Consider the following 26550-nt stretch of genomic DNA (forward strand, 5'->3'; position numbering starts at 1 on the left):
GTACAGGAAGTCTTACAAGCTGACTGACAAGAAGTTTGACATTCCCCACATCCTCTGTTTTTTACATCAGTAAGGGTTCCTTCTTTAATGACTTTAATGTGCTTCAAATTGTTCACTCCCTTCTAAAACGAGATTATTTATTTCTCTTTTTTTGTACTCATATCATCATCGGCTTCATCGATTTCTTCATATTCTGCATCGACAACGTCACTATCTTTAATGATTTCTTTATCTATCTCTTCAAAATCGTCCTCTTCTGCTGCTGCAACAGCATCCGCAGAAACTACAACTTTAGAAATAGCTGCTTTTGATATTAAAGCCTTGTTGTAATCAGGCAATAATTCAATGGTCACATTTTCTTCACCGATGGCATAAATTATACCATAAAAGCCGCCAATAGTAATGATTTCGTCCCCTGGTTTCATACTTGAACGCATATCTTGAATTTCTTTCTTTTGTTTGTTTTGAGGTCTAAGAATAAAGAAATAAAAGAACACAAGCACTAAAATCAAAGGAAGAATCAATGTAAAATCAATTCCAAACATTTAATATTCTCCTTAATTTTTATTTTGCAATGTCATATTTTTCAAAGAAAGCTTCTTTATAAGCCAAAAGGTTATCATCCATAATGGCCTGTCGAATTCTCTTCATCGTTACAAGTGTAAAGTATAAATTATGATATGTCAATAACCTGGCACCTAAAATTTCATTACATTTGATTAAATGGCGGATATAAGCCCGGGTATAGTTTCGACAAACGAAACAATCACACTCGGAATCGACTGGTGAGAAGTCTTCCTTGTAGGTCGCATTTCTGACAACCACCTTTCCGTGGCTTGTGAAAGCGGTGCCATTTCTTGCAATACGGCTTTGAAGAACACAGTCAAACATGTCAATTCCACGAATCACGCCTTCAAAAAGAGCATCCAAAGACCCAACTCCCATTAAATACCGTGGTTTATCTTTGGGTAAAAGCGGTACTGTAGCATCCAATATCCGATACATCACCTCTTTAGACTCGCCGACACTGAGCCCTCCGATAGAATAGCCTGGAAAATCGATTTCTGTTAACTCTTTAACGCTTTGCGCCCGAAGATCCTCATACATTCCCCCTTGAACAATTCCAAATAAAGCTTGATCCTCAGGATATTTATGAGAATCCTTACAGCGTTTAGCCCACCGTGTGGTCATTTCCATTGAATTTTTTGTGTATTCATAGTCTGCACCGGCTGGAGCACACTCATCAAAACACATAATAATATCAGCACCAATGGTATTTTGCAGATCAATGGCCTTTTCCGGAGTCATAAAATGTTTTGACCCATCGATATGTGATATGAATTCAACTCCATCTTCGGTGATTTTTCTTAAGTCATTTAAAGAAAATACCTGAAATCCCCCGCTGTCCGTTAGGATAGGACGGTCCCAATGCATAAACTTATGAAGACCTCCGGCCTTTTCCATTATTTCCTGACCGGGACGCAAATAGAGATGATAGGTATTTCCAAGGATAATATTTGCATCCATTTCCACTAAATCCTCGGAAGTCAGGGATTTCACAGTCCCCTGTGTTCCCACCGGCATAAAAATCGGGGTATTAATGACCCCATGGCTGGTATGGATTTTTCCAAGCCGTGCCCCGGTATCTTTGCATTCTTTGATTAGTTCGTAGCGAAACTCACTCATTCTTTTCTCCTATATTATAACTTTTTATTCGATCAGCATGGCATCGCCAAAGCTGAAATAACGATATTTCCAGTCAATGGCCGTTTGATAAGCCTTCATCACCGCTTCCCGATTATAAAAGGCCGATACCAGCATCAGTAACGTGGACTCCGGCAAATGAAAATTAGTGATTAAAGCATCCACCACCTTCCAGGTATAGCCAGGGTAAATAAAAATATCCGTCGTGCCGGCAAAGGCTTTCACCTCGCCGTCATGACGTTTGGCATTGCTTTCCAGGGTTCGCACCGAAGTGGTTCCCACCGCAATGATTCGCCCGCCATTGGCTTTTGTCCGTTTAATGGCTTTTGCGGTTTCTTCGGTGACTTCGCAATACTCTTCATGCATATGATGCTCTTCAATAATATCACATTTTACCGGTCTAAAGGTTCCAATGCCCACATGAAGGGTGACTTCCGTGGTTTCAACACCCATGGCTTCAATTTTTTCGATGAGATCCGGGGTGAAGTGAAGACCAGCTGTCGGTGCCGCTGAAGATCCGTCATATTTTGCATAAACCGTTTGATAACGATTATTATCTTTTAAGGTTTCATGGATATACGGCGGCACCGGCATTAAACCAATGTCATTTATAATTTCTTCGAAAATACCATCGTATTCAAAGTTGATCACCCGAAGTCCCCCTTCGGTAGTACCGGTTATTTCGCCTTTAAGTTCCGGGCTGAAAACAATCCTGCCACCAACCCGGGCCCGTTTGCCGGGCTTTACCATGATTTCCCAATCGGTTTTTGATAAATGCCTTAAAAGAAGTATTTCCACTTTACCCCCGGTGTCTTCCCGATGTCCGTAAAGACGGCCAGGCAAAACTTTGGTATTGTTCATGACAAGTAAATCTCCCGGGTGCAAATAGTCGGTTATGTCAGAAAAATGGCGATCCGCAACGGTGTTATTTTTTCGGTTCAAAACCATTAATCGTGAATCATCCCGTTTTTTCAGGGGACACTGGGCAATGAGTTCATCTGGAAGGTCATAGTAAAAATCAGTTTTATTCATCGGTATCTTCCTCGTTGCTATAAAAATTTATTTTTATCTGATTCGGGTCCAATTCTTTTTTTAATAAAGGTTCTAACCCTAAATGGGCATAACCGCGGCTTGTAATCATCCGTCCCCTTGGTGTTTTTGAAAGAAAACCCAGTTGGATCAGATAAGGCTCATAGACTTCCTCAATGGTATTTTTTTCTTCACCAATGGCAGCGGCTAAGGTATCAAGTCCGACCGGACCGCCATCAAATTTTTCGATAATGGTAATGAGCATGGTGCGATCGATCTGATCCAAACCCACAGCATCCACTTCAAAAAGATCCAATGCTTCTTTGGTAATTTGCAGATCAATGAACCCCTGTCCTTCAATTTCGCAATAATCCCGGACGCGTTTTAACAAACGGTTGGCAATACGTGGCGTGCCTCGGGAACGAATAGCCAGTTCAACCGCTCCTTCATCATCTATTTTGACCCCGATAATTCCTGATGAACGGTGGATAATGGTGGTTAATTCTTCAGGATTATAAAGTTCTAATCGGTGAATCACACCAAAACGATCTCTTAGTGGGGAGGTAAGAAGCCCTACCCGTGTGGTGGCGCCAATCAGGGTGAAATGCGGCAGTTCCAAACGAATGGACCGGGCTCCCGGGCCTTTTCCAATAATAATATCCAGTGCATAATCTTCCATGGCCGGATAGAGAACTTCTTCCACGGTTCGTTGCAGGCGATGGATTTCATCAATAAAAAGGATATCCCCTTCCTTTAAATTCGTGAGAATCGCCGCCAGATCGCCGGCCTTTTCAATGGCAGGCCCGGAAGTAGTTTTAATGCCAACGCCCATTTCTTTGGCAATAATATTGGCCAGAGTTGTTTTTCCCAGGCCCGGCGGTCCGTAAAGCAGCACATGATCCAGGCTTTCTTCGCGTTTCTGGGCTGCTTTGATAAAGATCCCCATTTGTTTTTTAACACGTTCCTGGCCAATATATTCCTTTAAACCCTGAGGTCTTAAACTTTTTTCAATGTCAATATCAACCTCAGTAACGTCTGAGGTAATAATCCGGTCTTTCATTTAGTTACCGTCCCTTCACTGGATTGGGTGCCCTGAGTGCGCCTTTAATTAAATCCTCCAGGCTGATCTCAGGCAAATAAGCTCTGGCCACCATTTCCGAGGCCTCGGAAATACTGTATCCCAATCCCACAAGTCCGTTAATCGCCTCACTGGCAGTATCGCTCAGTGCTTTTGCACCACCCACCGGCAGATTCATTGGAGCATAGTCCTTATAACGATCCTTAAGTTCCAAAATCATCCGGCTGGCGGTTTTAATACCAATCCCCGGAGCTCTGGTAATGCTTTTAGGATCATCGTTGATAATATGAGAAATGAGCTCATCCCGGCTGAACTGGGACAAAAGCCCGGTAGCCGCTTTAGGACCAATCCCCGAAATTCCGATAATGGTACGAAAAATTTCCCGCTCATCCGTTGTTGCAAAACCATAAAGAGCCACTTCATCATCTTTAATGACCTGGTGGAGGTAAAGTTTCACCTCTGAATGGAGGTTTGGCAATTCATTTTGCGTATTGGCCGAAACCTTAATTTTGTATCCCATATGGTGCAAATCAATGACCACATAGTCCAGGGCCTGTTCCTCCAGGCTCCCGATTATATATTCGTACATGCGTTCTCCTTAATCAATCATACTCTCTCTATTGTACCAAAACAAAAATATAATACAATAAAAAAGCACCCTGAGGTGCTATCCCAATGTGCCGTACTCTGTTTTTGACGCCCTAGCGAAAGCTAGGTGGGTGTCTTGTCACTAAGTTTCTGTTTTCCACTGGTAAAACGAGGCCTAACATCTGCTTCTGAACAATCAGACTCCCTGAATATTGATGTAGGTTCAAAAACAAAGTAAAACGAACACCTGGGATAAGTATATTATACACATAATTCCTTAAAAATAAAAGGATAAATTTTTGCAGCCCATTAATGCTTAATATTCTTATTTTTTTTTACACAAGAATATCCAGTGCCGCTCTTATATTATCCACCGGAAGAATCTCCATACCATCAAGGCTAAGGCCCTTCTGATTCCCCTTAGGAATGATGCACCGTTTAAATCCCAGTTTTTTTCCTTCCATAAGTCGCTTATCCATATGTTGGATATTTCGAATTTCTCCGGTCAGTCCAACCTCGCCAAGGATCATTAAATCACCGGGAATTTGAAAATCACGAAGGCTGGAATAAAGTACGGCAATCACCCCAAGGTCTAAAGCTGGTTCATCAATTTTAATCCCGCCAACCACGTTGATGTAAGCATCCACTGATTGCATTTGAATTCCCAATCGTTTTTCCATAATAGCCATGAGTAAAACCATTCGGTTATAATCCATTCCGGTTGACATACGCCGGGGATTTCCAAACCCGGTCGGCGATACCAAACCCTGAAGCTCAATCAGTAAAGGGCGGGTGCCTTCCATGCAGGGAACCACCACAGACCCGCAGGTATTCTGGGGGCGACTGTCCAGCATCATTTCTGATGGATTGGTTACCGGTTGCAGCCCATTTTCAGTCATTTCAAAAATTCCGATTTCATTGGTCGATCCAAAACGATTTTTAACCCCACGAAGGATTCGATAAGTATGATATTTTTCCCCTTCAAAATACAAAACCGTATCCACCATGTGTTCCAATACCCGAGGCCCGGCAATACTGCCATCCTTGGTGACATGTCCAACCAGAATAATGGAGATATTATCTTTTTTCGCCAGTTGCATTAAAGCTCCTGTATTTTCCCGGATCTGGCTGACGCTGCCAGGGGCTGATGAAATATCCGGGCTGTACATGGTTTGGATAGAATCGATAATGACAATGTCCGGCCGTTCCTCTAAAATAATTGTTAATATATAAGGAATATTTATTTCAGAAAGGAAATAAATATTTTCGGATTTCACATTCATCCTTTCCCCGCGCATTTTCAATTGCTGTTCCGATTCTTCTCCTGAAATATATAAAACCTTATATCCCTGATTTCCCAGGGATTCAGTGGTTTGAAGTAATATGGTGGATTTCCCAATTCCCGGGTCTCCTCCTAAGAGAATCATGCCACCGGGAACAATGCCTCCCCCGAGAACCCGATCAAACTCTTCATTCTTTGTGATGTAGCGTTTATCGCCAGTATAACTAATTTCTGCTAATGCTTTTGGTTTGGAATAAACCCCACGTTCCCGGTTGTTTTCTTTACCTGCAGACCTGGAAAAGTCAATTTCCTCTACCATGCTGTTCCATTCCCCGCATTCCGAACATTTTCCCATCCACTTAGGGGAATCATGACCGCAATTCTGACAGACAAACATACTTTTTTTCTTCGCCATGACTTCTCCCTTAACTGACTTCGTTTATAAGCAATTGCGACAGTACTGTGAGCTTCGCTGTCTGTTTACATGAAACAATTTTTCCACTATACGTCGGACAGTCTAACGACTGTTCGCCTATACGTTATAAAATCGTTTATGAAAACTGACACCAAAGCAATTTACGATTGCGTTTTGAATTTTGCAATTTCTCATAGACTCCGTTTAATTATTTAATCCATTTATAAATTAGATAACCGATGATGCCGCCGATAAGGTTGAGGATCACATCATCAACATCTGCCCTGCGGCTGGTTAAAAACAAAAACTGAATGAGTTCAATCATACAAGACGAACCCAGTATCACTAACAAGGCTTCAAAAAATCCCACTTTCTTTTTACGACACAAAGGGTATAAAAAACCCAAAGGAATAAAAATCAGAATGTTTCCCATCAAATTCTTAAAGGAATCCGTAAAAGTATTCAGAAAAATATTCAGAAATTCTGTTGGCTTCGTTGCCAAAAACGCCCAGTTAATAATACCGTTAACCATAATATCAGAAAAAAAGTCATCAATGCTTGTAAAAGGCATATAGTTAAACGTGGTTTCATAGGTGACGTTGCTTGAATCCGGTAACAAAGTCAGAATAATTAGACAGACCAGATAGGTGAAAAAAATGAGTTTTACCAAAAACCTGACTCGGTTGCTTTTTATCATATGAAATTCCTTTCTAATGTATTCAGTTCTCTTCAAAACTATTCTATTATAACTAAAGAACCTTTAGTTATCAATAAATTTTGTAATTTCAAAAGAATCACAAGAAAAAATACCGGAGAACTTCTCCGGTATTTTTATTCTCGGTCTTAAACTAAAATACATTATTGTATCCATACTAATTTAAAACTCTGTATTATTTCTTGACAATAGTAATTATAACCAACTTTAAGGATTTTGTAAAGGATTTCACCTGTTTTTTTATTTATTTATGATAAAACCTTAAAATTTCACTGAAATTCTGGTTTAACAAAGATTATTTTCAAGTCATTACTACATCAACATACCCCTGTTGTCCAAGGGTTACCTGACCATTCCCGTTGGTCTGATCTTCTACCCAGGCCAAAAATTCTTTGGTTTCCGCAACCGGGATTTGAAAGGACAAAATTACATTTTCTCCAAAATCTTCATGCACAGGCGTTATATCTTTCTCCAGTAAGCCGCTGATCAAGCCACCATAACTGGAATAACTGATCTCAATCATTAATTGATCGGAAAATTGTTTTTTTATGACCTGAGACAGGTTAAGCACATCACTGGCGCCACCGCTATAAGCACGGATGAGTCCACCTGTTCCCAGCTTGACGCCACCGAAATAACGAACAACAACCACCAGCACATCCCGAAGCTCCCGATGATTAATAACCTCCAGAATCGGTTTCCCTGCTGTCCCTGAGGGTTCCCCATCATCACTGGCCTTCTGCCGTTTCTGTTCAGAATTCAGCACATAGGCCCAACAAACGTGGGTTGCCTTATAATGTTTTTTTCGAATCTCGCTTAAAATCGTCTCTATGGTCTCTTCATTTTCACCATGATATACCAAGTTAATAAACTTAGATTTTTTGATTTCGATTTCTGTTTCACAGGGTGTTAGAACCGTATTATAATCTTCCATATTCTACACCACATATTTTTCAAACAGATGGATGGGAAACGCATCGGTAATCTCAATGGTCACCAGGTTTCCTTTTTCCTGATAGTCAATATCCAAAACCACTTTTTTCTCATGAAGGGACGCAATCGCCTTATTATCATCATAGGGGATGAGAAGCTTTATCTTTCGTTTTGCCCCTCGCAGGACCTTTTGTATAATTTCTGATAAAACGTCAATCTCCAGCCCCTCTTTCGCTGAAATATACAGACTCAGATCCTCACCGGGGCACTTGTTTTTTTGAATCAGCTCTGCTCTTGCCTCTGGGGACAGCTTATCAATTTTATTGTAAACGAGGATAACTTTTTTATTGCCGGCGCCAATATCAGAAAGCACCTGATTGACCACATCAATTTGAGCTTTATAATTGTGGTTGGATACATCCACCACATGAAGAAGCAGATCCCCTGTTTCCACCTCCTTCAAGGTGGTTTTAAATGCCTTAATCAGATCATGAGGGAGCTTTTCAATAAATCCAACCGTATCAGAAATCAGATAATCCCCCTGTTCCGGTTCAACTTTTCTCAGCGTCGAGTCCAGGGTCACAAAAAGTCCATCTTTCGTCACCGCTTTACTTTGGGTCAGTACATTAAACAGGGTGCTTTTCCCTGAGTTAGTGTAGCCAATGAGGCTCACCGTTTGGATTTGATTTTTTTGTCGTTGAAGAGCATTTAAGGTATTGCTTTTATTAATACGCGCATTTCTTTCCTCAAGGTCATCAATTTGTTTTCGTATCAGCCGTCGATCGGTTTCCAGCTTTTTCTCACCAGGGCCTCGGGTACCAATCCCACCACCCAATCGAGACATCACAATCCCCAAACCTTTAAGATGGGACATCCGATATTTCTGCTGGGCCAGCTCAACCTGGAGCTTTCCTTCACGGGTTTTTGACTGACGGGCGAAGATATCCAAAATAATGGTGGTGCGATCAACTGTTTTGATGCCGGTCGCTGCTTCGATATTTGCAATTTGTTTCGAGTTGAGCTCATCGTTCGCGACAATCAGATTAATATCATTATTTTGGATGACTTTAAACAACTCCTGAATCTTGCCTTTTCCAACATAAAAAGTTGGATCGATTTTGCTTCGGGATTGGGTGACTCGTTCGATGACTTTGCCTTGGGCAGTTTTTACCAACTGAGCCAGCTCTTCCATGGAATCCTCAAGATCCACCCCATCGTTTCCGGGAAGGTCGATGCCGATAAGAAGGGCACGTTCTTCTGTATCTTCGGTATCAAAAACATTATTGGGATCATTTTTAATAAAACGATTGGCCTGAAGGATATAATGATCAAGGGGAAAGGTATTGAGGGCTTTCAGACTTTTGAACAAACCCTGGGCGTATTCCATGGTACCCTCTTCAATAACCGGCACCCCGATACCGAAGCTTGCCGGAGAATCCTCAGCCACGCCAATGGTCACAATACACTGCAGCTCCTGATTTTTGGCAGCTGAAAGATCCTCTGCTGATAGATTGGGATTGCCGCCGGGATGGGTATGGATAACCCGATACTTATTCAGGCATTTTTCATGATACAGCATGTCCTTGTCGCCAATGGTAACGGTGGAAGCATCTCCGATGTTCACCCACTGGACACGATTCTTTTCGTTGGTTGCAATGAGAATTTCCCGTTGAATTGCCAGCGTCAGACGCTTCATGATCTCCAGAACATTTTCATCCAAAAGCACCTGGTCTTCCATTTCATAACCAATTAAATCATTGAGTTCATTTATATAGTTTTGGCGAATGCCACTTTTATTATTATCTGCCATTATCTTTTCCTTTGCTTTTTAGTCATTGTAGTTGCACATTTAATCTTTTCATTATATCATAAAAACCAGGCAAAATACTTGCCTGGTTTTTAATGGGTTGCAAATGCCGGGACGTTTGCGGGCGGGTAATACCCGCCCCTACGGGGTTAGATATGATTCATGCGTGCAAATTTTTTATAACTTAACAATCTCACAATTTTCAACCGCGGTTGCCATCATCCCGATCATCATTTCAGCAATTACTTCTTCGGATCGTTTCATTTCTGCAACCTTTGGCCGGGTTTCAGGATGCTTGGGAACAAAAATAGTACAGCAATCTTCATAGGGAAGAATCGATGTCTCAAAGGTTCCAATGGTCTGGGCAATCTTTACAATCTCCGATTTATCAAAACCAATAAGGGGTCTGAATACCGGCAGTTCTGCGACAGCATTGGTAGCCCCCAGGCCTTCCATGGTTTGACTGGCTACCTGACCCAGGCTTTCCCCGGTGATTAAACATTTTGCCCCTTCATTATTTGCAATGGTTTCGGCAATACGCATCATATAACGCCGAATGATAATGGTGGTCTGTTTCTCAGGACACATTTCCACAATCTTTGTCTGGACCTCGGTAAAAGGCACCACAAACAGTTTGATCTTCCCGCAGTACTGGCTCATAATCTTTGCCAGATCCACCACTTTTTGTTTGGCACGGTCACTGGTAAAAGGGAAACTGTGGAAATAAACCCCGATGACTTCCACACCGCGTTTGGCCATCATATAACCGGCAACCGGGCTGTCAATTCCTCCGGAAAGAAGAAGAGCACCCTTGCCGCTGCAGCCCACCGGTAACCCACCATTACAGGGAATAAATTCATGATACATATAGGTTTCTTCCCGGACTTCAACCCAGAGGTTTAATTCAGGATTGTGAATATCCACTTTAATCCCTTCAACGGCATTAAGAATCACCTCACCTAAATGAGCGCATAAATCCGGGGATTTCATGGGGAAGGTTTTATCCCCGCGTTTAGCGGTGATCTTAAAGGTTTTAAGGCCCTCGGTTTCTCGAATCCGTTTAATGGCATTTTCTTCAATGACTTTCATGTCACTGGCAATAATAACCGCATCGCTAATGGATACAATCCCAAAAACTTTTTGCACCCGGCTCATTGCCAGATCTAAATCAGTTTCATCCAGAAAAACAATGATCCGTCCCTGAATTTTTTTCACCTTGGCTGATTCAACACAGCGAAGGGTGTTTCGAATATTTTTTGCAAGTAAGTCGATAAAGAAATTTCGATTTAACCCTTTAAGGGCAATCTCACCATACCGTACTAAAATAACATGCTCCATAACTGTTTTTCTCCTGTAAATTATTTTCGGCGCCGGCCTTTAACTAAAAGCCGCAACCCTGCCACTGCTTTTGCAATAATGGCCACAGCTTCATCCACATCACCTGCGGTGATATCTTTTGAAAAGCTAATCCGGATGGTACCTTCTTTATATTCTCCCAAAAGTCCAATGGCCTTAAGGACATACTGCTTTTCCTTTTTATGAGAGGAACAGGCAGAACCGGTAGATACATAAACACCTTGATCTTCGATGCTATGAAGCAATACCTCACCGCGAACCTGATTGAAAGACAGATTGAGAATGTAGGGGCTCCCATTGGGATCACCGTTGATTTTGAAATCCTCAGTGGTTGCTTGAATACCTGCAATAAAACGATTTCTCAGCTTTCTGATGGTATCCATTTCTTCTATATAAGTGTCCTTACGAAGAGCAATGGCCTCTCCCAAACCAACAATTCCCGGAACATTCTCAGTGCCGGAACGTCTGTTTTTTTCCTGACCGCCACCACGCATCAAAGGTTTTAAGCCGACGCCTCTTTTAACATAAACTGCACCAGTACCTTTCGGCCCGAATATTTTGTGACCGCATAAGGTTAAGGCGTCGAGCTGACATGCCACCACATCCACTGGAATTTTCATATATCCCTGAACAAAATCCGTATGAAAAACACATTGAGGATTTATATCTTTAATGATTTTGCCGATGGCCTTAAGATCCTGGATGGTTCCCAGTTCATTATTGACTCCAATAATACTGACCAGGATGGTATCCATATCCATGGCCGCTTTAAGTTCATCCAAGTCGATGAGTCCTTTATCATCAACACTGAGGATCACCACGTCGATGTGATGACTTTCATAAAAAGTAAAAATATTAAGCACTGAGGGATGCTCAATGCTTGTTGTAATTATTTTTAGTCGGTTGCGTTGTTTATTTTCAACAATCCCTTTAATAATCATGTTGTTTCCCTCAGTGCCACCTGAGGTAAAAAAGATCTCTTCACTCTGGCAATTCAGAGTTTTTGCAATACGCTCACGAACCTCTTTAACGGCTTGCTCCGCACGCATTCCCATACGGTGAAGAGAAGAGGGATTTCCGTAATTATTGGTAAAGGCATCCATCATTTTTTCAGCAACTTGAGGATCTACCCGGGTCGTTGCGGCATTATCTAAATAAATTTCATTCATTTTATTTCGTTCCTTCACTGCTTGAAGACCTGATTTTTTCAACTTTAATAATTAACATTCATCATCCATAAAAATACGGCTGCCCACAGCAGATCGCTGTCCCTGGTATTTACCCTGGTAAGGATTAAGGGCTTCTTCATCCATTTGAGCAAAAACCAATTGACAAATCCGTCGGCCGGTTTCAAGCTTAATGGGCAAACGGTTGGCATTGTAAAGCTCAAGGGTAATTTCACCTTCAAAACCAGGGTCAACCCAACCGGCATTTTGAATAAATAAGCCCATGCGCCCAATGGAGCTGCGACCTTCAACAAAAGCGGTGAGATTACAGGGCAGTTTAATGTATTCCATGGTGGTTGCCAGTAAAAAGGAATTCGATGGAATGATGATTTCATTCGCCTGTATGGAAATATATTTAATTTCATCGGTTAAGGTCATGGCTTCAAAACTGTTTTCGTCCAATTTTAAAAAGCTGGATCCTAAACGGATATCCACCGATGCCGGTTGCACCTGGCCTATTTCCATGGGGTCAATGATGAGCTCGCCACTTTCAAGGTATTTATAAATGGTTTTATCCGATAGTATCATGAGTTCCTCCAAAATTTTCTTTATTTTAAATGAATATTCGTCCCGGAGACAATGGTAAATCGTTGTCTGCTGCATGATCGTACAGGCTATGGCCTGTTCGCCATGATGCAGACAACTGATGTTACGATTGTCTCCGGGACTTACGTTTCTCTTTGTCAATACTCTGCCCGCCCCCGTATCATTGGGCTATAAAAGTTCCCATCTATTGTATTATATCCAGGGTTTGTTTACAAGGCTATTTTTAATGAACGTCATCGGTCATTTCAGAATAATTATTTTTTCTAATTGTGTGCATCAATGCGAACTTGAAAGTTACTCCCTAAGCAATATGGCTCAATAATGGGAAAGCACAACCGTAAATTGCATTGTTGTCAGTTTTCAAAACCATAAGAAATCGCTTTGCGAATTTCTTATGGTTCGCGGACAGTCGCCAACTACAAGCGAGCTTGTGATTGGCTCGTTGCCTTCGCGAAAACAATTTTATAACGTATAGGCGAACAGTCGTTAGACTGTCCGCCGTATAGTGGAAAAATTGTTTCATGTAAACAGACAACAATGCTCACCGCACTTTCGCAATTGCTTCTACAAATTGACGATGGTTACTCCGGAACCGCCTTCATTCATGGCCCCTAACCTGAAATCCTCGATTAAAGGATTTCCTTTAAGGTATTCATGAATAATCTGGCGCAGCTTACCGGTGCCTTTGCCATGAACAATCATGATTTGCTTGTTCCCGGAAAGCATGGCATCTCCCAGCATTTTTTCCACCAGAAACAAAGATTCCTCGCCATTTTTTCCGCGGAGATCTAATTTAGTGTTCATCACATGGCGGTCGATTTTTTTATAGGTCACCATTTTTTCCTCAGGTTTCGCAATTGCTGTCGAGGGCGTGAGGTCACCAACATCAACTTTGAGTTTAATCATATCCGATTGAACCATGGCTTTGTTATCATTGGTTAAGATCTTAATGACGACCCCTTCTCGGCGAAGACTTTTAACATAAACCTTCATGCCAATGGTCAGATCATCAATATCCAGACCCTGGACTTGATAATCTCTGGGAACCTCCCCAAAATTGTAGATGTTTTTTTCTTTATCCTTAATACGCTTGCGAATGGCTTCCAGCTGCTTATTATCTTTGATGCCACTGGTAATGGTTTCCTGAATCGTCCGGATTTCCCGATAGATTTCTTCGGTTTCCACCCGGGTTTTCCTGACGATTTCCAATGCTTCTTCCTGGGCTTTTCTGGTAAGGACTTCCTTTTCAATGCCAAAGCGTTCGCGTTCACGGTCCATGTCGAGTTTTAGTGCCTCGGTCTGCTGTTTCAAGCGGATCATGGCATCATGCTCGGCTTCGGTACGACGACGCTGTTCATCAATTTTAATCAGGGTTTCTTCAAAGCGAATGGCTTCATTCTTAATCAGTTCCCGGGATTTTTCAATGATATCATCTCTTAAACCCAGACGTTTGGCAATTTCAAAGGCATTGGATTTTCCGGGAACCCCGATGAGCAGGCGATAGGTGGGACGTAAGGTTTTGACGTCAAACTCCACGCTGGCGTTAATGACGCCAGGAGTGACCAAAGCAAATTCCTTAAGCTCACTGTAATGGGTGGTGGACACACTGGTGACCTTACGTTGATGAAGGGTTTCTAAAATGGCAATGGCCAGGGCTGCCCCTTCGGTGGGATCCGTTCCGGCACCTAACTCATCAAAAAGCACCAGGCTGTTTTCATCCGCCTTCTCAATAATCTCCACAATATTGGTCATATGAGAAGAAAAAGTACTCAGGCTCTGCTCAATACTCTGCTCATCTCCGATGTCAGCAAAAATATCATTGAAAATCCGGGTGGTACTGCCCTCTCTCACCGGAACAAAAATCCCGGATTGAATCATGAGATTCAGTAACCCCATGGTTTTTAGGCAAACCGTCTTCCCACCGGTATTCGGCCCGGTAATCACCATGGTATCAATTGATTGATCGAAAATAATATCCGAAGCCACTACCTGATCCATCGGAATAAGAGGATGCTTGGCGCGCAGTAATTGAATGCTGCCGCCCAAACTGATATCGACTTTGATCCCGTTAATATCCAGTCCGTATTTTCCTTTGGCAAAATGGAAATCGAGTTCTACCAGAATATCATAATTACAGATAATATCCTCCCGGTTGTCGGCCACCTTTTGGGTTAAATCTTTGAGGATTCTGATAATTTCCTGTTCCTCTTCGGCAATTAATATTTTAATGTCATTATTAAGTTCCACCACGGCCATGGGCTCGATGAACAAAGTAGCGCCACTGGCCGATTTATCCAGAACAATGCCCGGCACCTGGCTCCGATATTCCTGTTTCACCGGGATAACATAGCGGTTGTTCCGAATGGTCACAATTTTCTCCTGAAGATATTTTTCAAAGGCCGTGGAGCTGATCATATGACTCAGCTTTTCACTGATGCGATTATTTTTAAATTGCATTTCACGACGAATCCGCGCAAGCTCTCTTGACGCATTGTCGGCAATTTCTTCCGGTCCTAAAATTTTACGGCTGATTTCCTTTTCCAGCTCTTCGCAAATTTTCAGGACACCGAAAAGCTCTGTGAGTAAAACCAGCTCGCTTTTTTGAGTGTCTGCTTTAAAATAGTTTTCCATATCCCTGGCGATCCGCAGCAAGGTTGCAATAGAAATGAGTTCCGTCATGGAAAGCATCGATCCAATGGCAGCACGCTTGACATAATCACTGGTATTGACAACATCCGCTAAGGGCGGACGGCCATTTCTTAAAATCATTCCCAGGCTTTCATCTGTAAACTCAAGGGCGCGATTAACGCCGCTCAGGGTTTCAGCCGGAACAAGCTCCCCTGCCATGACCTTCCCTCCCTGGGTGACACAGCGCTCTCGCAAACTTTTTAAAATTTTATGATATTCCAAGACCTTCAGACTTCGTTGATCCATTGATTATTTCACTCCTCGTTTAAAACTTCCCCGGGTGGTGCCTTCGGTACCAAGCCCTTCAGGAAGACCCCAATTCTTTTTATAAATTTCCTGACTGTAATAATTAACAATTGTTTTTAACGTCTCCGGGCTTTCGTTGCGATGATAAATCCGCCAGGTTTCAATACCATTCAAATCCAAAATCTCTTCCCGTAAAAAGAGGGTGTCCCCATTATAAATATGAATGGTTCCCTGGGCGTCTCTTCGAACCGGAAACGATTGTCGGCGTTCATCCACTAAATTTCCAGACATTTTCTTTTGGCAAACCCCGGTAGCACCCTTTTTTTTCTCGGGGCAATCCTGACAATTAAAAATACACTTTTTACTCAGCATGAGCTCCTGGGCTCCGTAAACCGGTAACACGGTTGCAAGTCCGGCGTTTTCTGAAATGACCTTGAGTTCTTCACCATCAAGTTCCGGTGACAAAACGCCAGTAGTCATTCCCCAATTTTTCAAAGCATTGGTGGACAAAGTATTTAAAATATTAAACGACTGATCGGCCTCTAAATAAATTTCCTGGTATTGAAAAATATTCAGGGCTTCATAATTCCCAATGAGAAGACCGTCGATGACGTCTGAACTAAAAATCCCATCATCCGAAAAAGAACGCATTCTTCGTGATAAACCTATATCCATTATTTTTGGCGTGGCCAATAAAACCTTGAATCCCAGAGACTTTGTAAAAGCAGCTCTTTCCAGTGGATTGTCCATGGACAGTGGCAGTACGATCTCATCAATGCCCTGATCTTTAAGTTCCAAAAGAAATGCTTCCGATGGTATTTCCGTAAATTCAACAGAAAGTCGTTTTTTCTCTGTTTTATTTAAAGGCTTTGCCCTAAGTCCTTTTAGTTCTTTTTCCAAAGGAACCAGGGTCAATGGCGCAATTTCTTTTTTTGTATGGTCTGCCAACTTTTGTTCAAGGGCTTTCATCACTTCTTTTCTTAGTGAATTTATTTGCCCCCGGGTTAAAAACAGATTCGGATCCAGATCAATATCAATTTCTCCCAGAACAAAGTCAGTTCCGCCCAATCGTGAAAGCTGCTCCACAACCATAGCCGCTTCCAAGGAGTTTTTAAGAGGCGCTTCCGGTATGAATTCAGACTGATAAAATGCTTCAAAACCCTTTGATATAGCTGTAATCTCCGCAGATTTCCCGGATTTAATAACAACCTTAAAATCAACGCTCATATCAGGCAATGCAACTGACTTTGAACCTTCAGTTTGCAGACGATCCATTAAAACCTTGTCTAAATTTTTGTAAACCAGGGTTCCCAATTTAGCCCCAAACCGACAGGGAATGGCAATGGCGTCCCCGCCCCGGCCTTTATCCAGACGTTTTCCTTCCAGGGTGAAAATGCCATCTACTTTGGTTCCGATATTTCCATCTTCACCAAAAGATAAACCGTCTCCTAATGAAAGGCTTGCCCCTTTATCCAGGACAATGGGTAAATGCTGATACTCCGGATGTTTTCCAGTGTATCCGGATTCAGGCATAACAGAAACCTTCCCAATCAGAGTGCCTCTGTTTTTTCCAACCTGGGCATTTAAGATATCAGGCTCATTAAACAGGTGTCCCCGGGTGAAATCCCGGTTAAACACCTGCATGACATCCTGTTTATCCATGGTTTCTTTAATTTTTTCCCCACAAGCCCAGTCGGTTTTATCCCGGTATGCCCGGGTAATCCCATAAACATACTCCGGTGTTTTCATCCGACCTTCAATTTTCAAAGAATCCACGCCTGATGCTACAATCGCCTCAATATCATCCAATGTATTAAGATCCTTGGGACTTAACAGGTAACCGGATCCATAAAAATTGCCATCGCTATCCAGCAGTTCGTAGGTTTTACGACAGGGCTGGGCACACAGTCCCCGGTTTCCGCTTCGGCCACCGATCATACTGCTTAGCAGGCATTGGCCGGAATAGGCGTAGCACAAAGCCCCATGACAAAATATTTTAAGTTCGACTTTGGCTTGTTTTTTTATTTCAGCCACTTCCGTCAGGGGCATTTCCCGTGGCAGGACAACCCGTGAAAATCCCATATTTTCAAAAAACAATACCCCTTCCAGGCCATAAATCGATGCCTGGGTACTGGTTTGAAGTTTAAATTCCGGGAAATATTTTTGGATGAGATAAATAACCCCAATGTCCTGGACAATAAGCCCATCCACATTCAGGTTTTTTAAAAAATTCAGGGACTCTATCAGTAGCGATAATTCACTGTTTTTTATTAAAATGTTCAGGGTAATATACACCTTCACATGATGGCTGTGGCAAAGTTCTACCGCGGTGGTTATTTCTTCCTCTGTCATATTGACGGCATTATGACGGGCATTAAAGGCTTTCCCTCCAAAATAAACCGCATCTGCGCCTCCGTTTATGGCAGCAATAACTGACTCCATGGTTCCGGCAGGTGCAAGTATTTCTGGTTTTATATTCATTTTAACCTCTTATTCTAGTTTTCTATATTTTAATCAGTCCTTAGACTGGTTGTAACAACGCCAATTAATAATTATAACATATCTCTAACCAATTAAGAATAGATTTTGTCAACAGTATGCAGCGCTAATGATTAGCAATCTATTTTCTATATTCCCCAGGCTTTTTTAAGAATACTGATTCCCTCATCTATTTCTTCATAAGCCAGGGATCCATAGCCAAGCAATACCATGCTTTCATATTTTTCAGGCACACCATTAATGAAATAGGTCGATATGGGATATACCTTAACCCCTAATTTGAGGGCACGCTCACACATATCCTCTTCAGTCATCCCAGTTTTTAATTGGACCAAAAGGTGATGTCCGGCATTTTCCCCAGTGACTGCTATCTTTTCCTTTAATTGGTTTAAAGTGTCCATTAAAAACATTCTTTTTTCTTTATAAACTTTGCGCATTTTATTAACATGCTTTTCAAAATGTCCACTGGCTATAAATTCGGCAATCATCTTTTGTTCAAGACTGGATACCGGTGAGCTGATCTCATCACAGATTTCCAAATAAATTTTAAGTAAGGGTTCCGGCAAAACCATATAGCTGATCCTGATGGAAGGTGCAATGGATTTTGAAAAAGTACCGATATAAATAACCCTGCCATTTTTGTCAATACTTTGCAAGGACGGCAAGGGTTTTTCATTATATCGGAATTCACTGTCGTAGTCATCCTCGATAATATACGTTGCCTCATCTTTATTTGAGAAATTAAGAAGCTTGATGCGCCGATCAATGGGCATGCTTATTCCCAAAGGAAATTGATGCGAAGGCGTTACATAAATGGCAATGTTTGAAAGATTTTTTAATGGCTCAATGCGAATCCCCTTTTTATCAATATCAATGGGAATGACTTTATTGCCCATATTCTCAACGATTTTATAAGCCTTTAAATAAACCGGATTTTCAAAAACGAATCCCTTATCCCGGCCCCAAATCAAACCCAGTATCTGAAGCAGATTATCGGTTCCGGCACCAATGATGATTTGATCCTCAAAACACGTCACACCTCTTGACCGATATAAAAGTTTTACCAGTGATTTTCTTAAATCAAGGTCCCCTTGAATGGGTGGTTTTTTTAAAAGATTTAAATCATACTCATTGAAAGTGGACTTGAAGATTTTTCGAAATGTATCATAGGGAAAGAGATTCCGCTCAATGGCATTGGGAGAAAAGTCAATCTTAATCTTTTTATTTTCTTTAATCTTTAGCGGTTTTACATCTGCAGCAATCGGTTCGTCACCATGGAGATAAGCATCTATCTGGCAAACAAAGAAGCCTTTCTTGGGAATCGCCTTCACATAGCCCTCTGCCACCAGTTGGCCATAAGCCGAATCAATCGTATTAACACTCACTGCCAAATGGGCTGCAAGACCACGTTTCGATGGCAGTTTTTCATTAAACTTAAGATTTCCCAATCGTATTTCATTTTTTATAAATTCATATATCTCTTCATAAAGGGATTGCCCCTGATTTTTAAAATGGATGGTTATCATCTGCTCTCCTGCCTGAACCTGAAGCCCCTTAAAAAACTAAGGCTTTTAATAGATCCAGTTTTATAATATAATAAACATACTAGAAAATCAAGGAGACCTTAGATGAAAAGACAAAAACGAGTGGTTGCCATTCATGATATTTCCTGTGTCGGTCGGTGTTCACTGACGGTTGCACTACCCATTATTTCAGCAGCTGGTTTCAATACCAGTGTTTTACCAACCGCAGTTTTATCAACCCATACCGGTGGTTTTGAAAACTTTACCTATCGTGATTTAACCGATGATATCCGCCCGATTTCACAACATTGGCAATCACTCAACCATAGCTTTGATGCCATATACAGTGGATTTTTAGGCTCATTTGAACAAATTGATCTGGTTGCGGAACTCTTTGATACCTTTAGAACCGATGATAACCTCATTATGGTAGACCCGGTGATGGCTGACAATGGCGAGCTTTATTCCGTCTTTTCTCCGGAAATGGCAAAAGGAATGGCAAAGCTCTGCGCTAAAGCCGATATCATTGTTCCCAATCTGACTGAAGCGGCTTTCCTTTTAGATGCACCCTATATTTCCCGGGGATATGACCAGAAATATATTGAAACGACCTTAAAAAAGCTCTCTCAATTAGGCGCCCCAAAAGTTGTTCTTACCGGGGTATCCTTTGAAAAAAGCAAACTTGGAGCTGCCACCTATGATGCTGAAACAGGTGATATTCATTTTTTATTCAATGATTGTATTGAGGGATTATTTCATGGCACCGGTGATATTTTCGGAAGCACTTTATTATCCGCATTATTACGTGATTTTTCCCTGGCGGATTCCACTCAGATTGCAGTGGATTATGCCCATGAATGCATAGTCAAAACTGTAGAACTTGACCAAGAAAAAAGATACGGCGTCTGCTTCGAAAGAGCCATCCCCTACCTTATAAAACGTTTAGGCCTGTAAATATAATCGAGCAGCTAGAAATCCGATAATTAGTCCGGATTTCTTTGCTATCACAGAACTTATCCCGACTTTCAGATACAAAATAACCAATGCTTACGAACAATGACGTAAAAATAGAACCCATCCATTCGGCTAGTTTTTTATATCCGATACACGATCTCCAGAAATTTCCGGCCTTGCCTTAGAAATTTTTTTCGTAATTTGACCGGGAATGCTCATCCAATTCGTATAATAGGCCATATAGAATAAAACAGTCGTTAACAGTACACCACAGAACACATCGATGACGGAATGCTGATTTAAAAATACAGTTGAAACACAAATTAAAAGCATCAGTGCAATCCCTCCAAATTGGAACTTCGGATAGGCTCTCAATTTTTTCGATTTCCATACTGAAAACGCAATTGAAACAGAACTGGCTACATGAATCGATGGGCATACATTCGTCGGTGTATCAAAGGTATAGAGCCATTTCGTAATCTGACAGAAGATATTATTCGCTGCTACTCCCCCCCCCTGAGATTAAGTCCGTTGGGAATGATTGCATAGGTGATCAGACAGAAAGTCATTCCTCCAAACATCATCAGACACAGATTTAGAAATGTCTCTTTTTCATAAATCATAAAGCCGATTAATGAAATCCCGATACACACAAACCACAGAAAATATGGAATGACAAAATACTCATTGAACGGTATGTAATCATCCAGAAAACTATGTATTATATATTGCGGTCTCTTCAAATACTCCAGTGTAAAAAAAGCCACCAGATAAAAAACAAAATACAGCAGGGCATAGGCATGTTTATTGGCAGATAGCCATTCACTCGTTTTTTTCATATAAACTCCGATATCTACAGTTATTCCTAAATTATATCATAAATGTTTAAAGTGCATAATCAAAAAATTCAGTTTCTCACACTATCCATTTCAATTTCATTGTGAATTAATGGAAGTTGAAGTAATATTTGTTTAGAGGCTAAGCTGTCGGGTATTATATTTCTATATGTTGGCTAACCAGAAATTATCCTCGATCCCTTTACTATGGATAGGAAACCAACTTTTCGACTATTATATCGATTGATCTGATCTTTTTAAGAACCTGTCACTGAAAATAAAACTGGCGGTATTGCCCTTTGAAATAACGGTGTTCGCTCACCAGGGAGAAGGTCGCTTACTAAAGGTAACGGAAGGAGACTAATATGGATGATGATAGTGTTGCAACCGTTGAAAATCAGCTTTTCAAGTCTCAAATAGCGGCTCTGGAACAACTGCTCGATGTGTACGAGAATAGCGTACTGGAAAAGACGGACGAGCTTTACTCGGAGATTACCAAGCGCAAGCAAATTGAAGAAGATCTCCGGCAGTCCGAAGAAAGATATCGAACCATCATGGACGAGATGGAGGAATGGTATTTTGAAACAGATCTGGCGAGCAACATCACTTTTTTTAACGATATTTTTGCCCGGGGTTTGGGATATTCTCAAAAAGAGCTAATTGGCCTGAATTTTCAAAACTTCGTAAAGAAGGAAGATTTGAATTCAGTCTCCAGACTATTCCATCACATCCTTAAAACAGGTGAATCAACTAAGAATTTTCTCTGTGAATATATCCAAACAGGCGGCATAGCAGCCTCTGTCGAGTTTTCCATTTTCCCCAAATGGGACAAGGAAGGCAAGATAGTCGGTTTTCGCGGCGTTGGACATGACATCACTGAACGGAAACACGCCGAAGAACAGATTCAGTACCTCGCCACGCACGATAGCCTGACGGGACTGCCCAACCGTTTGATGTTCAGCCAACTGCTGAACCACTCAATCCAGTCTGCGCGACAGCATAAACGACAGTTAGCCGTTTTCTTCATCGATCTTGATCGTTTCAAGATTATCAATGATACCAAAGGCCATGAGGCTGGAGATCAACTGTTGCAAGAAATTGCCCAGCGATTCAAACAAACGCTGAGTGCAGCAGATATTGTCGCTCGACAGGGCGGAGATGAATTCATCATATTGATAGATGACGTACGTAAGTTGCGTCAAGTTGAGATTGTTGCCCACAAGATACTTATCAACACCATAAAACCGGTGATTCTTCTGGGTGAAGAATGCCACATAACAGCCAGTATCGGTATCAGTATATACCCTAAAGATGGAGAGGACGAACAATCACTGATGAAAAATGCGGATATCGTACTGTATTTTGCCAAAGAAGAAGGCCGAAATAACTACCAGTTCTACTCAAATGATATTCAGTCACAATCAACTGAACGTTTGTCTATTGAGACAAATTTGCGTCATGTGCTGGAGCGCAATGAGTTCTCTTTGCATTATCAGGCTAAAGTTGATTTCAAAACGAACGTGATTACTGGTGTTGAGGCGTTGCTGCGCTGGCAGAATACATATCTTGGTTCCGTAACCCCAACACAATTCATTCCCGTGGCTGAAGAAACAGGGTTGATCATACCCATTGGCAAGTGGGTGCTGAAGACGGCATGTGATCAAAATGATGCATGGCAAAAGATGGGTCTTCCAACTGTCTGCATTTCAATTAATTTGTCGCTAAAACAACTCACAGACGCTAACCTGATAGAAGATATCAGGTTAGTACTGAAAGATACCGGTATGACACCAAGCCTGCTGGAACTCGAAATTAACGAAAGTATGGTGTTGTATAATACTGTGCAAATGATTTCTGTATTAACTAAAATCAAAAGCATGGGTGTGCGGCTTTCCATGGACAATTTCGGCGCCAATTACTCTTCACTTACCCAGATCAAAAACTTTCCCATTGATACGCTCAAAATTGACCGATCTTTCATCCGCAACATTCCAAAAGAAGTTGAAGACAAGACAATCACCAAAGCTATCATTGACATAGGCAAAACTTTAAGTTTAAATGTTGTAGCCGAAGGTGTAGAAACGTTAGAACAAATGAACTTCTTAAAGGAACACTCCTGTGATGAGATGCAGGGTTTCTACTTCAGTAAACCCATTGTGCCGGAACAGTTTGCCGCTCTGCTCCGGGAACATGTTCCCACTCCACAAAAGTGACTCTGAGTAACCCCACCATTAAACAATTCAACCTAACCGGTTCGTCAGAATATTTCTCTCATATATTCTAAGGGATGTTGGCACGGATTATCGGATTAATCGTATTTATCTCCCCCGGATCTCATGGCGTTTTTTGGTGTGTCGCCTGAAAGCCTGGCCGTACCGGATCTCCCCTCAGCTCATTTTCCTCTGGAAAAAAATTGCCATGGAAGCTGAAACCCGATATAATATGATTAGAAATAACCTGGAAGCTTTTGATAAGGTTGCACGTTCCCAGTTATGCTATCACTTCTTTTTCTTGTCTGCAACTGGTGGCTTCCGGGGCCTATTATTTTTGGTTTGTCTTGTGAGGAGGACTTTTTTTTGGAAAACATACTGAATGCTAATCGGGTTATTCAAACAGCAACAACCATCCAACAGATCATTTTCGTGCTTTTATCACTGCTTTTTGCTGGAGTTGCTTTAAAACGCCAATCCCTGAGTCCAACCGCAGCTGTTGGGGCTTTCTTTTTAGCGGTGGCACTCTATTACACCGGCGGTCCGCTTTTTTTACTCTTGCTCATGGTTTTCTTTGTGAGCTCAACCCTGTTGTCCCATTTTAAGGCAAGCATTAAAGATCCCATTGAGGCTGAGCTTCACGCCAAGGCCGGTCCCCGGGATATCTTTCAAGTTGCCGCAAATGGCGGGGCTGCCCTGATTATGGGCATCCTCTTTGTGCTTTTTCAAAATGAGGCCTATGTAGTGGCTGTAGCAACCGCATTCGCTGCCTGCAATGCCGACACCTGGGCATCAGAAATCGGTATCCTCAGCAAACGATCTCCGGTGTCACTGCTGAGCTTTCGTCCCGTAAAGCGAGGGATATCCGGAGGGGTGAGCCCTCTGGGTTTGGTGGCTTCATTTGGAGGAGCCGTGGTTATAGCCCTGACCTTTGGATTTTATGAGTTAGTATCAGGAAATGCGAACGAATTTTTGCTGTTTCAGATTGGTTTGATTACATTTGGCGGTTTTATGGGATCGATCCTGGATAGCTTATTGGGTGGAACCATTCAGGCCAAGTACATCAGTCTGAAGACCGGTGAACTAACCGAAAAGCCAACCTATGAAAACAAACCCAATCCACTGCACAGCGGCTGGCGCTTTGTGAATAACGACTTCGTGAATTTTGCCAGCTCGCTTCTTGTATCCATACTGGTTTTATTCTTTTATTGTATTTTAATTCAATTTATTTTAATTTAAAATCTATATTTTTCTTTACATTACAGGCGTCTCTGGTTAAAATTAAATTATCAATATATCCCAATGCGAAAGTAGAGGAAATGTGTATGAGCGAAAAAAAAGTAATTATTGAACCCAGAATATTGGAAATCGATCCATGGTTAAGTCCTTACAAGCACGATTTGGAGTTAAGAATAAAACGCTATAAAGATATAAAAAAAGCGATTCTTGGTGACGGCAACTGTTTGAAGGATTTTGCCAACGGGCATCATTATTTTGGCTTTCATTGTACAAATAAAGGCTGGTATTACCGTGAATGGGCTCCAGCAGCTGATGCACTATTTTTGATTGGTGATTTCAATAACTGGGATCGGACATCCCATGAACTGGTCAAAAAAGAAAACGGTGTATGGGAAATATTCATTCCCGGGAAAGGATCATTGAAACATGAATCCCGGGTGAAGGTCTTTGTCGTATCCAATGGTCAAGGCCGGGATCGGATCCCTTTGTACGTCAACAGAGCGGTACAAGATCCGGAGACCTTGGATTTCAGTGGTCAAATCTGGAAACCTTATCGAAATTACAAGTGGCAGGACGCCGATTTTCAAAGCGATAGCACAAGAGCTCCGATTATATACGAGGCACATATTGGCATGGCTCAGGAAAAAGAGGCAGTCGGAACCTACAGGGAATTCGAGGAAAATATTCTTCCAAGAATCAAAGAGCTGGGATACAATACCATTCAATTAATGGCCTTGATGGAGCACCCCTACTACGGCTCATTTGGTTACCATGTTTCCAACTATTTTGCAGCTTCATCCCGTTTCGGGTCGCCGGATGAGCTGAAGTCCCTGATCGACAAAGCACACCTCATGGGAATCAGAGTGCTCATGGATATTGTCCAGTCCCATGCTGTCAAAAATTTAAGCGAAGGGATTAATGAATTCGACGGCACCGAATACCAGTTCTTTCATACCGGAAGCAAGGGCTATCACAAAGCCTGGGATTCGAAACTGTTTAATTATGAAAAACAGGAAGTCATTCATTTTCTGCTGTCGAACGTCAAATATTGGATGGAAGAGTATCATTTGGATGGTTTCCGGTTTGATGGCGTCACCTCCATGATCTACCACGATCATGGATTGGGAACCGACTTCGATAACTATGGAAAGTATTTCAGCATGAATACCGATATCGAAGCCATCACCTATCTGCAATTTGCCAATGAGCTGATCAAAGAAATCAATCCTGACGCCATGAGCATCGCCGAAGACATGAGCGGGATGCCAGGAATGTGCCTGCCAATTGAGGATGGCGGCATTGGTTTCGACTATCGTCTGTCCATGGGAATGCCGGACTTCTGGTTTAAGCAAATTGAAGTGAAGGATGACGATTGGAACATGAATACACTTTGGCATGAATTGAATACAGGACGTCCTAAAGAAAAACGCATCGCTTATGTGGAATCACATGACCAGGCGTTAGTTGGGGATAAGACCCTGATCTTCACTATGGCGGATAAGGAAATGTATTGGCACATGGGTAAGAAAAGCCAAAATCTTATCATTGACCGTGCCATAGCCCTGCATAAGATGATCCGTTTCGTTACTATCTCTTCCAGTAATGAGGGCTACCTGAACTTCATGGGCAATGAATTTGGACATCCGGAGTGGGTTGATTTTCCCAGAAAGGAAAAT

At 41.8% G+C, this 26550-nt stretch carries 22 protein-coding genes and 1 other RNA gene; 4 read left to right on the forward strand and 19 right to left on the reverse strand.

What is annotated here, in order from left to right; genetic code table 11:
- The 17 genes from scfA to VIK44_RS07705 form a co-directional block, all read right to left on the reverse strand.
- Positions 1-107, reverse strand: a 107-nt coding sequence (gene scfA, locus VIK44_RS07625; protein WP_331553276.1) for a six-cysteine ranthipeptide SCIFF, incomplete at its 3' end; no start/stop codon positions are given.
- A 30-nt stretch (positions 108-137) separates the two neighbouring features.
- Entirely contained in the window at positions 138-545 is a 408-nt protein-coding gene (yajC, locus tag VIK44_RS07630) for a preprotein translocase subunit YajC (protein ID WP_331553257.1), read from the reverse strand.
- 19 nt (positions 546-564) lie between these two features.
- Positions 565-1686, reverse strand: a complete 1122-nt coding sequence (gene tgt, locus VIK44_RS07635; protein WP_331553258.1) for a tRNA guanosine(34) transglycosylase Tgt — start codon at positions 1684-1686, stop codon at positions 565-567.
- A gap of 24 nt (positions 1687-1710) precedes the next feature.
- Complete coding sequence (gene queA, locus VIK44_RS07640) at positions 1711-2736, reverse strand: tRNA preQ1(34) S-adenosylmethionine ribosyltransferase-isomerase QueA (RefSeq protein ID WP_331553259.1); 1026 nt, start codon at positions 2734-2736, stop codon at positions 1711-1713.
- Positions 2729-3793, reverse strand: a complete 1065-nt coding sequence (gene ruvB / locus VIK44_RS07645; RefSeq protein WP_331553260.1) for a Holliday junction branch migration DNA helicase RuvB — start codon at positions 3791-3793, stop codon at positions 2729-2731. The genes queA and ruvB overlap by 8 nt, the downstream gene beginning before the upstream one ends.
- Positions 3794-3797: 4 nt before the next feature.
- Positions 3798-4400 (reverse strand): Holliday junction branch migration protein RuvA, encoded by a 603-nt coding sequence (ruvA, locus tag VIK44_RS07650; RefSeq protein ID WP_331553261.1) that lies wholly within the window; start codon positions 4398-4400, stop codon positions 3798-3800.
- A 75-nt stretch (positions 4401-4475) separates the two neighbouring features.
- Positions 4476-4657: non-coding RNA, 6S RNA (ssrS, locus tag VIK44_RS07655), on the reverse strand.
- Positions 4658-4734: 77 nt separating this feature from the next.
- Positions 4735-6096 (reverse strand): DNA repair protein RadA, encoded by a 1362-nt coding sequence (gene radA / locus VIK44_RS07660; RefSeq protein WP_331553262.1) that lies wholly within the window; start codon positions 6094-6096, stop codon positions 4735-4737.
- 208 nt (positions 6097-6304) lie between these two features.
- The gene (locus VIK44_RS07665; RefSeq protein WP_331553263.1) at positions 6305-6793 is read right to left on the reverse strand and encodes a VanZ family protein; all 489 of its coding nucleotides are present in this window, start codon (positions 6791-6793) and stop codon (positions 6305-6307) included.
- A gap of 319 nt (positions 6794-7112) precedes the next feature.
- Positions 7113-7745, reverse strand: coding sequence for a YigZ family protein (locus VIK44_RS07670; RefSeq protein WP_331553264.1), 633 nt, complete (start codon positions 7743-7745; stop codon positions 7113-7115).
- Between the two features lie 3 nt (positions 7746-7748).
- A complete protein-coding gene (gene hflX / locus VIK44_RS07675; RefSeq protein ID WP_331553265.1) occupies positions 7749-9554 on the reverse strand; it encodes a GTPase HflX in 1806 nt (601 codons plus the stop codon).
- Positions 9555-9728: 174 nt separating this feature from the next.
- A complete protein-coding gene (thiI, locus tag VIK44_RS07680) occupies positions 9729-10889 on the reverse strand; it encodes a tRNA uracil 4-sulfurtransferase ThiI (protein ID WP_331553266.1) in 1161 nt (386 codons plus the stop codon).
- 20 nt (positions 10890-10909) lie between these two features.
- Positions 10910-12076, reverse strand: coding sequence for a cysteine desulfurase family protein (locus VIK44_RS07685; protein WP_331553267.1), 1167 nt, complete (start codon positions 12074-12076; stop codon positions 10910-10912).
- Positions 12077-12127: 51 nt separating this feature from the next.
- Positions 12128-12820 carry a dCTP deaminase gene (gene dcd / locus VIK44_RS07690; RefSeq protein WP_333783801.1) on the reverse strand — a complete coding sequence of 231 codons (693 nt, stop codon included), beginning with the start codon at positions 12818-12820 and terminating at the stop codon, positions 12128-12130.
- 423 nt (positions 12821-13243) lie between these two features.
- On the reverse strand, positions 13244-15613 hold the full coding sequence (locus VIK44_RS07695; protein ID WP_331553268.1) for an endonuclease MutS2: 2370 nt from the start codon (positions 15611-15613) through the stop codon (positions 13244-13246).
- A gap of 3 nt (positions 15614-15616) precedes the next feature.
- Positions 15617-18094, reverse strand: a complete 2478-nt coding sequence (locus VIK44_RS07700; protein ID WP_331553269.1) for a U32 family peptidase — start codon at positions 18092-18094, stop codon at positions 15617-15619.
- 146 nt (positions 18095-18240) lie between these two features.
- A complete protein-coding gene (locus tag VIK44_RS07705) occupies positions 18241-19638 on the reverse strand; it encodes a PLP-dependent aminotransferase family protein (RefSeq protein ID WP_331553270.1) in 1398 nt (465 codons plus the stop codon).
- 102 nt (positions 19639-19740) lie between these two features.
- On the opposite strand from VIK44_RS07705, the gene VIK44_RS07710 reads away from it, so the two are divergent.
- Positions 19741-20589 carry a pyridoxamine kinase gene (locus tag VIK44_RS07710; RefSeq protein ID WP_331553271.1) on the forward strand — a complete coding sequence of 283 codons (849 nt, stop codon included), beginning with the start codon at positions 19741-19743 and terminating at the stop codon, positions 20587-20589.
- 132 nt (positions 20590-20721) lie between these two features.
- Here VIK44_RS07710 and VIK44_RS07715 read toward each other — a convergent pair whose 3' ends face one another.
- Both VIK44_RS07715 and VIK44_RS07720 read right to left on the reverse strand, forming a co-directional pair.
- Positions 20722-21081 carry a phosphatase PAP2 family protein gene (locus VIK44_RS07715; protein ID WP_331553278.1) on the reverse strand — a complete coding sequence of 120 codons (360 nt, stop codon included), beginning with the start codon at positions 21079-21081 and terminating at the stop codon, positions 20722-20724.
- An 11-nt stretch (positions 21082-21092) separates the two neighbouring features.
- Positions 21093-21428, reverse strand: a complete 336-nt coding sequence (locus VIK44_RS07720) for a hypothetical protein (protein ID WP_331553272.1) — start codon at positions 21426-21428, stop codon at positions 21093-21095.
- 362 nt (positions 21429-21790) lie between these two features.
- On the opposite strand from VIK44_RS07720, the gene VIK44_RS07725 reads away from it, so the two are divergent.
- The 3 genes from VIK44_RS07725 to VIK44_RS07735 all read left to right on the forward strand — a co-directional run.
- Positions 21791-23638 carry a sensor domain-containing protein gene (locus VIK44_RS07725; protein WP_331553273.1) on the forward strand — a complete coding sequence of 616 codons (1848 nt, stop codon included), beginning with the start codon at positions 21791-21793 and terminating at the stop codon, positions 23636-23638.
- Positions 23639-24001: 363 nt separating this feature from the next.
- On the forward strand, positions 24002-24874 hold the full coding sequence (locus tag VIK44_RS07730) for a DUF92 domain-containing protein (RefSeq protein ID WP_331553274.1): 873 nt from the start codon (positions 24002-24004) through the stop codon (positions 24872-24874).
- Positions 24875-24960: 86 nt separating this feature from the next.
- On the forward strand, positions 24961-26550 hold a 1590-nt coding region (locus VIK44_RS07735; protein WP_331553275.1), incomplete at its 3' end, for an alpha-amylase family glycosyl hydrolase.

Origin of the sequence: Acetobacterium sp. (assembly GCF_036508315.1) — a bacterium.
Lineage (GTDB): Bacteria > Bacillota > Clostridia > Eubacteriales > Eubacteriaceae > Acetobacterium.

Coding starts and splice junctions, on each gene's coding strand:
- radA (WP_331553262.1), bottom strand. CDS start 6,096: ATGGCGAAGAAAAAAAGTATGTTTGTCTGTCAGAATTGCGGTCATGAT.
- VIK44_RS07670 (WP_331553264.1), bottom strand. CDS start 7,745: ATGGAAGATTATAATACGGTTCTAACACCCTGTGAAACAGAAATCGAA.
- ruvB (WP_331553260.1), bottom strand. CDS start 3,793: ATGAAAGACCGGATTATTACCTCAGACGTTACTGAGGTTGATATTGAC.
- tgt (WP_331553258.1), bottom strand. CDS start 1,686: ATGAGTGAGTTTCGCTACGAACTAATCAAAGAATGCAAAGATACCGGG.
- ruvA (WP_331553261.1), bottom strand. CDS start 4,400: ATGTACGAATATATAATCGGGAGCCTGGAGGAACAGGCCCTGGACTAT.
- VIK44_RS07700 (WP_331553269.1), bottom strand. CDS start 18,094: ATGAATATAAAACCAGAAATACTTGCACCTGCCGGAACCATGGAGTCA.
- thiI (WP_331553266.1), bottom strand. CDS start 10,889: ATGGAGCATGTTATTTTAGTACGGTATGGTGAGATTGCCCTTAAAGGG.
- VIK44_RS07710 (WP_331553271.1), top strand. CDS start 19,741: ATGAAAAGACAAAAACGAGTGGTTGCCATTCATGATATTTCCTGTGTC.
- queA (WP_331553259.1), bottom strand. CDS start 2,736: ATGAATAAAACTGATTTTTACTATGACCTTCCAGATGAACTCATTGCC.
- VIK44_RS07665 (WP_331553263.1), bottom strand. CDS start 6,793: ATGATAAAAAGCAACCGAGTCAGGTTTTTGGTAAAACTCATTTTTTTC.
- VIK44_RS07725 (WP_331553273.1), top strand. CDS start 21,791: ATGGATGATGATAGTGTTGCAACCGTTGAAAATCAGCTTTTCAAGTCT.
- VIK44_RS07685 (WP_331553267.1), bottom strand. CDS start 12,076: ATGAATGAAATTTATTTAGATAATGCCGCAACGACCCGGGTAGATCCT.
- VIK44_RS07720 (WP_331553272.1), bottom strand. CDS start 21,428: ATGAAAAAAACGAGTGAATGGCTATCTGCCAATAAACATGCCTATGCC.
- yajC (WP_331553257.1), bottom strand. CDS start 545: ATGTTTGGAATTGATTTTACATTGATTCTTCCTTTGATTTTAGTGCTT.
- hflX (WP_331553265.1), bottom strand. CDS start 9,554: ATGGCAGATAATAATAAAAGTGGCATTCGCCAAAACTATATAAATGAA.
- VIK44_RS07705 (WP_331553270.1), bottom strand. CDS start 19,638: ATGATAACCATCCATTTTAAAAATCAGGGGCAATCCCTTTATGAAGAG.
- VIK44_RS07695 (WP_331553268.1), bottom strand. CDS start 15,613: ATGGATCAACGAAGTCTGAAGGTCTTGGAATATCATAAAATTTTAAAA.